The 7,530-nt window shown below is 51.7% G+C and carries 12 protein-coding genes and 1 pseudogene; 7 read left to right on the top strand and 6 right to left on the bottom strand.

Translation table 11 applies throughout. From position 1 onward, the window contains the following. Positions 1 to 101: 101 nt before the first annotated feature. From umuD to D6877_RS09945, 3 genes are all read left to right on the top strand, one after another. The gene (gene umuD / locus D6877_RS09955; RefSeq protein WP_130910636.1) at positions 102 to 533 is read left to right on the top strand and encodes a translesion error-prone DNA polymerase V autoproteolytic subunit; all 432 of its coding nucleotides are present in this window, start codon (positions 102 to 104) and stop codon (positions 531 to 533) included. Further along, positions 520 to 1,800 (top strand): Y-family DNA polymerase, encoded by a 1,281-nt coding sequence (locus D6877_RS09950; protein ID WP_130910635.1) that lies wholly within the window; start codon positions 520 to 522, stop codon positions 1,798 to 1,800. Before umuD ends, D6877_RS09950 begins: the two co-directional genes overlap by 14 nt. Positions 1,801 to 1,871: 71 nt before the next feature. Then, on the top strand, positions 1,872 to 2,192 hold the full coding sequence (locus D6877_RS09945; protein ID WP_016773801.1) for a YbjQ family protein: 321 nt from the start codon (positions 1,872 to 1,874) through the stop codon (positions 2,190 to 2,192). A 55-nt stretch (positions 2,193 to 2,247) separates the two neighbouring features. Here D6877_RS09945 and D6877_RS09940 read toward each other — a convergent pair whose 3' ends face one another. Then, on the bottom strand, positions 2,248 to 2,526 hold the full coding sequence (locus D6877_RS09940) for a hypothetical protein (protein WP_130910634.1): 279 nt from the start codon (positions 2,524 to 2,526) through the stop codon (positions 2,248 to 2,250). Between the two features lie 221 nt (positions 2,527 to 2,747). Here D6877_RS09940 and D6877_RS09935 point away from each other — a divergent pair, with 221 nt between their 5' ends. From D6877_RS09935 to D6877_RS29355, 4 genes are all read left to right on the top strand, one after another. After that, a complete protein-coding gene (locus D6877_RS09935) occupies positions 2,748 to 2,936 on the top strand; it encodes a hypothetical protein (protein WP_122698972.1) in 189 nt (62 codons plus the stop codon). Between the two features lie 312 nt (positions 2,937 to 3,248). Next, on the top strand, positions 3,249 to 3,620 hold the full coding sequence (locus D6877_RS09930; RefSeq protein ID WP_122692184.1) for a bacteriocin: 372 nt from the start codon (positions 3,249 to 3,251) through the stop codon (positions 3,618 to 3,620). Between the two features lie 135 nt (positions 3,621 to 3,755). Continuing rightward, complete coding sequence (locus tag D6877_RS09925) at positions 3,756 to 4,175, top strand: YMGG-like glycine zipper-containing protein (RefSeq protein ID WP_024012287.1); 420 nt, start codon at positions 3,756 to 3,758, stop codon at positions 4,173 to 4,175. 118 nt (positions 4,176 to 4,293) lie between these two features. Continuing rightward, positions 4,294 to 4,461 carry a hypothetical protein gene (locus D6877_RS29355; protein ID WP_178083662.1) on the top strand — a complete coding sequence of 56 codons (168 nt, stop codon included), beginning with the start codon at positions 4,294 to 4,296 and terminating at the stop codon, positions 4,459 to 4,461. Positions 4,462 to 4,529: 68 nt separating this feature from the next. Here D6877_RS29355 and D6877_RS09920 read toward each other — a convergent pair whose 3' ends face one another. The 5 genes and pseudogenes from D6877_RS09920 to D6877_RS09895 all read right to left on the bottom strand — a co-directional run. Continuing rightward, complete coding sequence (locus D6877_RS09920; protein ID WP_130910633.1) at positions 4,530 to 4,751, bottom strand: hypothetical protein; 222 nt, start codon at positions 4,749 to 4,751, stop codon at positions 4,530 to 4,532. A gap of 122 nt (positions 4,752 to 4,873) precedes the next feature. Then, positions 4,874 to 5,290 carry a hypothetical protein gene (locus D6877_RS09915; RefSeq protein ID WP_178083661.1) on the bottom strand — a complete coding sequence of 139 codons (417 nt, stop codon included), beginning with the start codon at positions 5,288 to 5,290 and terminating at the stop codon, positions 4,874 to 4,876. 198 nt (positions 5,291 to 5,488) lie between these two features. Further along, positions 5,489 to 5,902, bottom strand: coding sequence for a hypothetical protein (locus tag D6877_RS09910; RefSeq protein ID WP_130910631.1), 414 nt, complete (start codon positions 5,900 to 5,902; stop codon positions 5,489 to 5,491). A gap of 727 nt (positions 5,903 to 6,629) precedes the next feature. After that, positions 6,630 to 7,016 (bottom strand): hypothetical protein, encoded by a 387-nt coding sequence (locus tag D6877_RS09900; protein ID WP_130910629.1) that lies wholly within the window; start codon positions 7,014 to 7,016, stop codon positions 6,630 to 6,632. After that, a pseudogene (locus tag D6877_RS09895) lies at positions 7,013 to 7,530 on the bottom strand (type IV secretion protein Rhs); the annotation flags it as partial. The gene D6877_RS09900 and the pseudogene D6877_RS09895, both read right to left, overlap by 4 nt.

The following is a 7,530-nucleotide window of genomic DNA, read 5'->3' as shown; positions in this document are numbered from 1 at the left end:
CCCTGTCACCCGTCGAAATCTCCTACACGCCTCATTGACCCTCCGAACCGTCCCGAGTTTACTGTATGTGCATACAGTAAATTCACTATCAGGTTCGTATCATGAGCGTCACCATCCTCGGCCCGTTGTCAGGCGCGGGCGAAAAGCTTGCGTTGTATTCGTTTCGGATTCCCGCCGGTTTTCCTTCGCCGGCGGCTGATCACATTGAAAAGCACATTTCGCTTGATGAGATCTTCGATATTCGTGCGCCGCACGTTTATCTGGCGAAGATCGAAGGCGAAAGCATGCAGGACGCCGGGATATTTTGCGGTGATCTGGTGATTGTTGATCGCAGCCTGAATGCCGAGCACGGCGATATCGTCATCGCCGGTCTCAACTCCGAACCTGTCTGCAAGCGCCTGCACATGCGCGACAACACCATCATCCTTCTTTCGGCCAACAGCAAATACCCGCCTCGCTATGTGATGGAAGGGGATGAGCTGGTGATCTGGGGCGTAGTGACTTACAGCGTGCGCGACCATGGCAAACCGTGAGCAGGTCTTCGCGCTGATCGATTGCAACAGCTTCTATGCCAGCTGTGAGCGAGTGTTCCGGCCCGATCTGGCGAAGACGCCGATTGTCGTGCTGAGCAATAACGATGGTTGCGTGATTGCGCGCAGCTACGATGCCAAACCTTTTGTGAAAATGGGCGCGCCGTACTTTCAGATTCGTGATGATCTGCGCCGCCACGGCATTCAGGTGTTCAGCAGTAATTACGCGTTGTACGGCGACATGAGCGAACGGGTGATGACGATCATCGAATCCATGGTGCCGGCGGTCGAGGTTTACAGCATTGATGAGGCGTTCGCCGATCTCAGCGGCATTCCTGGGGACCTGACAGGTTTTGGCCGAACCATTCGCTCTGCTGTTTATAAGCGCACCGGCATCCCGGTCGGCGTCGGCATCGCCCCCACGAAAACGCTGGCCAAGCTCGCCAACCACACCGCCAAACGCCTGCAAGCGCATACCGGCGGCGTGGTCGACATCTGCGATCCGTCCAAACGCGACTGGGTGTTGCGCAATACCGATGTCGGTGAAGTGTGGGGCGTCGGGCGGCGGATGAAAGCTCATCTGGAAAGCATGCAGATCAGAAGCGCAATGGACCTGGCGAAGGCCGATCCGTGGACGCTGCGGCGCAAGTTCAGCGTGGTGATCGAGAAGACCGCGCGCGAACTGGGTGGCACATCCTGTCTGGAGCTGTCGGAAACAGAACCGCCGAAGCAGGAAATCTGCAGCAGCCGCATGTTTGGCAATCGTTTGACTACCATCGAACCGATCAAGGAAGCCGTGGCGACTTATGTGCATCGAGCGGCGGAAAAGCTGCGTGCGCAGAATTCGCTGTGCAAGAAAATCCGCGTGAGTATCCGCACCGGCATGTTTAATCCCGAGGAGGCCAAGTACGCCAACGGCGCGCTGATCGAGCTGCCTTATCCGACCAATGATGTGCGATTGCTGAGCAAGGTCGCGAGCGAAGCGATCGATCGATTATTCCGGCCGGGGTTCAAGTACAGCAAGGCTGAGGTGCTGTTGATGGATCTGCGACAGCCCGGAGAATTTACCGAAGACCTGTTTGCACATACCCAACCTCAAGCGGCGGAGAGGGTGATGGGCGTGCTGGACCAGATCAATCAGCGCTGGGGGCATGGAACATTGCGAGCGGGGAGCGTGCCGGCGGATCCTGCCTGGGGCATGCGGCGGGAGATGATGAGTTCGAGTTTTACGACGAAGCTGGATCAATTGTGGGTCGTTAAATGTAATTGAAGCAACGGGTGCCAGGTCTGGTGCCGCGCTACAATCGCCGCCTTCACTTTTGCAGTAAAGGGACGACTTTCATGATCATTTCCACCACTCATTCCGTCGAGGGGAGGCAGATCACGGCATATCTGGACATTGTCAGCGCCGAGTCTGTGCAAGGGGTCAACGTGATCCGCGATATGTTCGCCGGCATGCGCGACTTCTTTGGCGGGCGGTCGCAGACGTTGGAGCGGGCTCTTAAAGAAGCACGCATTCAGGCCACCGACGAACTGAAGGATCGGGCGCGGGCATTGCAGGCTGACGCGGTGGTCGGCGTGGACTTCGAGATCAGCATGCCGGCAGGCAAGGGCGGCATGGTCGTGGTGTTCGTCACCGGAACTGCGGTCAAGCTGCGCTGATTATTGTGTTCAAGGCAAAGCCCACTCGCACAACGAGTGGGCTTTTTCGCGTCAATCAGCCTTGTGGCTTGAGCAACACAGCGCCTCTTGAGTCATAGGTCAGCGGTGTATCGATGGCAAGGAGGGGCGGTGTCCCGTCAGGCTGCGCCGATGGTGCGGGCTCGCTGGGATGGTAGACGACGCCCGGCTTGAGAAGCGGTTTGTCCGGGTATTTGATGGTGATTTCACCCGAGGCGATCTTTTCCTTGAGTTTTTCCGCACCGGCCTTGCCGGCAGCGATCTGCTCGTCCGTGAGTTTTACGACTGGCATGTTCGGGAATCCATTGATCTGCATGATCTCTCCTTGAGATTCATTGGTAGGAGTCAGGGCAGCGGCCGTCTGATGGAAATCTTTAGCGAATGATCGTTCACGACGCTTTTTTCCATTCGTCGGTGATCAGCCTTTCTGAACGGCAAGTCCAGTAGTGACCAGCTAGTCTCAAAAGCGCTGAGGGGCGATATTTTCCAGGCAAAACTGTTTTGTCGGTGTCGACCCGGTTGCGTAGGGGAGAGTCTATGTCAGGTCCATTTATCGAAGATGATGGCGCTGAGTTTTCATTCAACAACTGTGTGCGCTGCGGTCAGTCGGAGTATCAGTCGGGGTTTGGCGAGGATCCGGTCAGCATCGGCAAAATCAAATCCACAGCCCCCAAAGGGCCGAAAGCGAAATTCCTGCCCAAGGTCACGACAAGGACCAGAAAGTGATTTCATCCCGCACCCCGTCACTGAACGGGGTTTTTTATGTGCGCAAGAATAGGGGTTTGAAATCTCTGGCAGGCATTGACATTAATGTCGGTTTTTTTTCACAAACTTTTCACGTTGGCCAACGTAGTGTGAAGCCATCCGTTAGAAAGCAAGTCTCCAGCCCGTCTCCCCAGCGGGCTTTTTTTTGTCCGGCATAAAACCTTTTCCCTGATCGCGGTCCAATCGACGCTGTCGCCGGCGTCTGGACTTTCCTGCGTCGAGCGCATTAAATCCCGCTCCTTTTCGTCATCCCGTTTATTTGAGGTTTTCGTCATGCGTTTAACACTGCCTGCTCTGGTTCTTGGCCTTCTGTTTGCTCAAGGTGCGATGGCTGCCGGTGATGGCACGGCGGCGCTGGGGGGTGGCCTGGGTGGCGCGCTGGGTAACGTGGTCGGTCAGAAAATGGGCGGCAGCACCGGTGCCGTAATTGGCGCTGGCGTCGCGGGCGCAGCGGGCAGCGCAGTCGCCGCACGCAAGGGCAGCCGCACCAAAGCGGCGATCGGTGGCGGTGTCGGTGCAGCCGGTGGTTCGGTGATCGGCAACAGCCTGGGCGGCCGCAACGGCGCCACCATCGGTGCAGGTCTGGGCGGCGCGGCCGGCGGTGCCGTCGGCAGCAACCTGGGCAAAGGTCACAAGCGCCACTGAGGCTGATGGCCTGTCAGAAGAAGCCCGACTCGATGTCGGGCTTTTTCATGGCTGAACGTTTCCTGCAAAATCATCTCCAATCTGCATACGCCCCGCTTGGGCGGATTGTCCCGTTTCGGGAACTGCGAGGTTCATATGCGATTGTCATTATCTGCACTGTTTTTTGGCTTGGTCGTGGCGCAGGGCGCGATGGCGGCCGGAGATGGCACCGCTGCCGTAGGCGGTGGTCTCGGCGGTGCGCTGGGTAATGTGGTTGGCGGACAACTTGGCGGCAGCACGGGCGCAGCGGTCGGCGCAGGTGTTGGCGGCGCGGCCGGCAGTGCCGTCGGCGCGAACAAACGCAACCGCACCGAAGCCGCGATTGGCGGCGGTCTTGGCGCAGCAGGCGGCTCGGTCGTCGGCAACAGCCTCGGCGGCTCCACCGGCTCCGCCATTGGCGCAGGCCTTGGCGGCGCAGCAGGCGGCGCAGTAGGTAACAATCTTGGCGACGACGACGGCGGATCTCATTCCGGCGGCCACAAGCACAAGAACAAACACAAAAATAAACATCGCTGAACGATCAACGAAAACCCGGCCTGGCGCCGGGTTTTTCGTGTCTGGCCGTCAGGCGGAGGAACGATTGGCGATAGGGCTTTTCGAACGTCATACATCCCACACGCTCAAGAGGTGCGCCATGACTCCTGAAACCGAAGGCAAAGAAGAGAAGGGCCCTAATGGGGTGCCGTTTATCAATGATCCGGGGAATGAAGATCCGGGCTCGCTGATGGATGATGCGACGGTGCCGTTGAATGATGCGGATGAAGCGGATATGGAGTATGAGGAGGATGGGGATGAGCAGTGATGGGGTGTTGAGAATTTGATTTAGCGCTTAAGGGCCTGACTCAGCAGGCCCTACAGAAAATCTGTTCCTCAGAACGAGACGTCGATTCTTTGTGCTCTGATTTTTACAAACTGACCATTGAGGTGCGGAAAATCGAAGTGGATATCTTGATCCGCAAATTCGACGAACGACTTGAGCGTATCGCCTTCTAAGCGCCCGTAAATCTCGCATGAGAAACCATTATCAAGCATCTCGACACGTGTTTCGCTACCATCGCATTTTGAAATGTCTATTTCGTCCGGCAGTACCATTTCGAACTCGGCTGAGTAGGTCTCACCTACTTCGATGACTGACGGGCAGTGGCCTGCGAAACATCGATCTCTACAATATGCGCGGGATATTTCTTAGTCATCTGCGAGCCATGCTCTCGTTTTCAGAGGGTTTCCGGCGGGTCGATTAATTCATAGAGCTCATCGGAGGGCGATATTTTTTTGATTCTGCCTGAGTCTATATAAGACTTGAACTCACTCTCAAGAAAATTGATGTCAGTGTATTTTTTGTACTCTTCAGGCCTGTCGGCGGCGTACATATAAAGACGCCACACGTCAAAGCCGTCGATCCTGTTGTTTGGTCCGTAATCGAAATCTACTAACTCTGTGGGAAAATGGATAGCACAGCCTACGCCATGCAACTCATACTCCACGCCATCAATAATTTCTCCGCAACGTTCTATTTGGCCACTTCGCCAAAGCCTAAGAATGTTTCGTGTACCAAATTTTTTCTTCAGAAGCGTTGTTCCTTCTTCGACTTTACTGAGGAAGCCTTTGATCAAATCTTCGATACGTACCATATTGTTACTCATGTTCTTCTATGATCATCCAGTCGATGGTATCAAGTCTTTTTGGTTCGCATGTTTCATTCGCTCATGTCTAAAAAATAGTTTTCCCATATTTCTAATGACTTTTATGTTGCAAATTTTGGTGGTTTTCTCACAAGCAGGTCCGGAAGTCAGCATGATTTTAAGTGTTTCGGTCTATTCAGTTTCTTTTCAATTGGTCAATATATATAAGTTACTAATGAAGGAGATTTTCTTGATTTTTTTTAGATTTATGTATTCGGCAAATTCTTTTTCGATTGTTTCTTTGTCGCAATATTTTCTATATTTAGACGGCCGTTCACGAGCAAAGATGTATAAGCGCCAAATGTCAAATCCATTGATTTCACCATTAGGCCCATAGTCGAAATCTACAGTTCCCGTCGATAGATTGATGCGGCAGCCAATGCCGTGCAATTCATATTTAACGCCTCGAGTAACTCTCCCGCAACGCTTGATCGCCTTGGTATGCCAAAGCCTTCGAATGTCTCGAGTACCAAATTTTTTTTCAAATATCAGCGTGCTTGTCTCTACCATAGCAATAAAGTCATGTATCAGGGTATCCAAGGTTTGATCTTGCTCACTCATCCTTTCCTCCGATTTTGCAAAATACCTAGTCCAATGATTTGGCTGGCTGGCTGGCTGGCTGGCTGGCTGGCTGGCTGGATTGCATTTTTACTGTTTAAAAATTGCTGTGCGCTCTTTGGGGGGGGGTAATAGTTTTAGCCTTGGTGATATTGCTTTTAGTCTTGCAGGCGCTGCGCGTGGAGTGTTGGTGATGTTTAGATAGGTGACTCTGTGAAATAGACGCTAGGTTCTCTTAATCTCAACGATGACGTAATGAATTTTATCTCTGAGGTCTCTGATGCAATGCAAACCAAGTGCCCGCTCTCAAGAGTTTGAATAGAGAATTGAAATATTTCCCGCGCGGGAAGATTGGATGTCGTCAAGCTTGTAACTTCACTGCACGTTATCCCTATGCGACAAGCATTATATTCTATTGATTTCCACTTATTCGGAGGTGTGTCTGGAATTTCTCTGATATCAAACGCCAGAGTCAGTGTTGAAAGATTATTGTCTATGTTTAGAGTGAATAGCTTGATCTCTCCGATAGGTATATTTTGGCTGAAGACCATGTTGAAGAATTTGCTGTTATGTATCTCATTCCAGTACTTCATGTATGTCTTTTACCCTGTCGATCTATTTCCGGAAACGCCGTCACGCAGTGTGGGTAATGCTCGGTATGCGTCTTTCTAAAAAAATTAAATGGGCGCCATTTGTCCATTGTGTCGTCAAGAAATATGTCTTTCTGCCCCTAATTCCCTATCCACTGTAAGAAAAACTCTCTCTGTAGTTCTGGCGAGTTTGTTAGGTTTTCATCTTCGTAGTCAAATATCGACACTACATCTTTCAGTGATGGTTCTGCTCCATTTGTCAATTCATAAGCTTTTAATCCAAGAGACATTTGTGATGATAAGCTCGAGGGGTGAACATTTAACTTTGATCCTTTACAAAAGAAAGTTACCAGAGGGTTGTCCTTGCGGATCAAACCGAAACAGTGATAAAAATTTTTGCCGGTGTATGTTTTTGGTGATAATTCGTCCAAATTCAGAGTGATGCTTATTTTCTCGCTGTCGCAAATCAGAGTTACATCTTTGATTGCATATTCTTTTTCTACGGTAATTTTGAATTCTGAGATCATTTGTCAATTCTCCGATATGGGTTAGGAATGGAGTATCCAAAATCGCGTCCGTCATCAATAATTATAGTGGCGCCGAGAATATCTTCGTTTTTTATGGCTTTTGGAACGGCGAACTCCTGCTCTCGGGAGAATTTGTATTTGTTTCCTAATTCTTGCTTCAAGTCATAGCCCTCAACCCTCTTCAAGGTATAAAGAAATCCGGTTTTTGTAAAAAAACTGGTAGCAAACTCTTTTCCTACATCTCTGGAGGGGGACGTACTGATAAAGCCGCTTGGAGGGAAATCGCTATCAATGGAGTGTAGGAACAAATCCTCGCTGTCTCCCTTACTTTTGAATCCGTTCACGAAAACATCGGATGGGTCTCTCGAGTCTCCTCGGTACAGATATTCCTGCTTTCTCTTAGGGACGGGTGCATCAGGCTCCCCCACATCAACCTTAACCCCATCACTCGCCCCCGGCACCTCACACCCAGGCTTATTCGGCGGCGGGCAATTGGACGTCAACCCCAACGGAT

Source organism: Pseudomonas sp. Sample_9 (assembly GCF_004307535.1).
Taxonomy (GTDB): Bacteria; Pseudomonadota; Gammaproteobacteria; order Pseudomonadales; family Pseudomonadaceae; genus Aquipseudomonas; species Aquipseudomonas mercuritolerans.
The sequence above is the reverse complement of the archived record's forward strand: the minus strand, read 5'-3'. Positions and strand labels throughout refer to the sequence as shown.

What these genes read in the sequence shown, in the direction of transcription:
- D6877_RS09925 (WP_024012287.1), top strand. Translation starts at nt 3,756, where the DNA reads ATGCGATTGTCATTATCTGCACTGTTTTTTGGCTTGGTCGTGGCGCAG.
- umuD (WP_130910636.1), top strand. Translation starts at nt 102, where the DNA reads ATGAGCGTCACCATCCTCGGCCCGTTGTCAGGCGCGGGCGAAAAGCTT.
- D6877_RS09940 (WP_130910634.1), bottom strand. Translation starts at nt 2,526, where the DNA reads ATGCAGATCAATGGATTCCCGAACATGCCAGTCGTAAAACTCACGGAC.
- D6877_RS29355 (WP_178083662.1), top strand. Translation starts at nt 4,294, where the DNA reads ATGACTCCTGAAACCGAAGGCAAAGAAGAGAAGGGCCCTAATGGGGTG.
- D6877_RS09930 (WP_122692184.1), top strand. Translation starts at nt 3,249, where the DNA reads ATGCGTTTAACACTGCCTGCTCTGGTTCTTGGCCTTCTGTTTGCTCAA.
- D6877_RS09945 (WP_016773801.1), top strand. Translation starts at nt 1,872, where the DNA reads ATGATCATTTCCACCACTCATTCCGTCGAGGGGAGGCAGATCACGGCA.
- D6877_RS09910 (WP_130910631.1), bottom strand. Translation starts at nt 5,902, where the DNA reads ATGAGTGAGCAAGATCAAACCTTGGATACCCTGATACATGACTTTATT.
- D6877_RS09915 (WP_178083661.1), bottom strand. Translation starts at nt 5,290, where the DNA reads ATGGTACGTATCGAAGATTTGATCAAAGGCTTCCTCAGTAAAGTCGAA.
- D6877_RS09920 (WP_130910633.1), bottom strand. Translation starts at nt 4,751, where the DNA reads ATGGTACTGCCGGACGAAATAGACATTTCAAAATGCGATGGTAGCGAA.
- D6877_RS09935 (WP_122698972.1), top strand. Translation starts at nt 2,748, where the DNA reads ATGTCAGGTCCATTTATCGAAGATGATGGCGCTGAGTTTTCATTCAAC.
- D6877_RS09950 (WP_130910635.1), top strand. Translation starts at nt 520, where the DNA reads ATGGCAAACCGTGAGCAGGTCTTCGCGCTGATCGATTGCAACAGCTTC.
- D6877_RS09900 (WP_130910629.1), bottom strand. Translation starts at nt 7,016, where the DNA reads ATGATCTCAGAATTCAAAATTACCGTAGAAAAAGAATATGCAATCAAA.